This is a genomic window from Streptomyces sp. NPDC101166, assembly GCF_044768125.1.
In the GTDB taxonomy this organism is placed as follows: Bacteria; Actinomycetota; Actinomycetes; order Streptomycetales; family Streptomycetaceae; genus Streptomyces.
Map to the genome: position 1 here is coordinate 1 of NZ_JBIWPF010000351.1, position 1,049 is coordinate 1,049.

At 66.1% G+C, this 1,049-nt stretch carries 1 protein-coding gene; it reads left to right on the forward strand.

Annotated features, from left to right (window positions below):
* Nucleotides 1-1,049, forward strand: a 1,049-nt coding sequence (locus ACIRS4_RS39040) for a P-loop NTPase fold protein (protein ID WP_404205154.1), incomplete at both ends; no start/stop codon positions are given.

Sequence of the window (1,049 nt, forward strand, 5' to 3'; positions counted from 1 at the left end):
GTATGTCGGGGCTGTCGGTGCCGACGGCTGTGGAGCCGGGGGAAGCCGGGCCGATCGATCCGCTGCGGCAGGCCGCGCGGGGTTCGTTGTATCTGCATCAGCACGATGTCAGCGAAATGATGGCGGACGTCAATGCGGCCGGATACAGCCTGATCGTGTTCATCGATGATCTGGATCGGTGCAGGGCGGCAACGATTTCCGAGGTCTTCGAGGCGGTGAATCTCTTCCTGACCGGATTGACATCGGGTGGATATCACGCCCGGTTCGTGATCGGGGTGGATCCGGCGGTGGTCGCCGCACATTTGGACAGCGCGTACGAGACGGTCGGTAGCCATCGAATCGGACCGCAGGGCGATGACCCGAGCATCGGGTGGGCGTTCCTGCGGAAGCTGGTTCAACTGCCGGTCACCGTGCCGAGGATTTCCAGCCAGGCGATTTCGAGCTTCGTCGACCGGGCGACCGGTGAAGTCGGTGCGATTCTCGCAGTACCGTTCAGTTCGGTCGAAGCAACCCCGGTCGGGGTACCCGGGCCACCCGCGAGCGAGAGTCCGCAGCCGGTCGTCGCGCAATCCGCCTCCGCCCCGGCCCGATCCGTGTCCCCGGCCCGTGCCTTGCTCACGGGCCGGACGATCGTTCAGACGGTGCCGTGGCGGCTGATGGAAAAGCATCCCCGGGTACGCGGTCTGCTGGTCGAGCGCCTGGCCGCCCAGCCCGATCGATCGATTCGAGAAGCCAAGCGGCTCATCAATATCTGGCAGCTCTACGAGCGGGTGTTGTCGGCGGGCCACCCGATCGACGATCCGGTGGCGCGCATCGATCGAGCCCGGCATCTCGTGGTGCTCGCCGAGATCATCGCCCGATGGCCTGCGCTGCAACCATTTCTGAACCGGCACGACGCCGAGCAGCACGGCCTGCGGATCCTTGCCGAAGCCGTCGATGACGACGAAGCCTGGCAGCTGGGTGTCGCGCGACTCGGGATCGATCCGGAGCGGCATCGGAAAGCCCTCGCCAACCTGCGCGGCCTGCTGGAGGCCTACGACGGTAAGGCG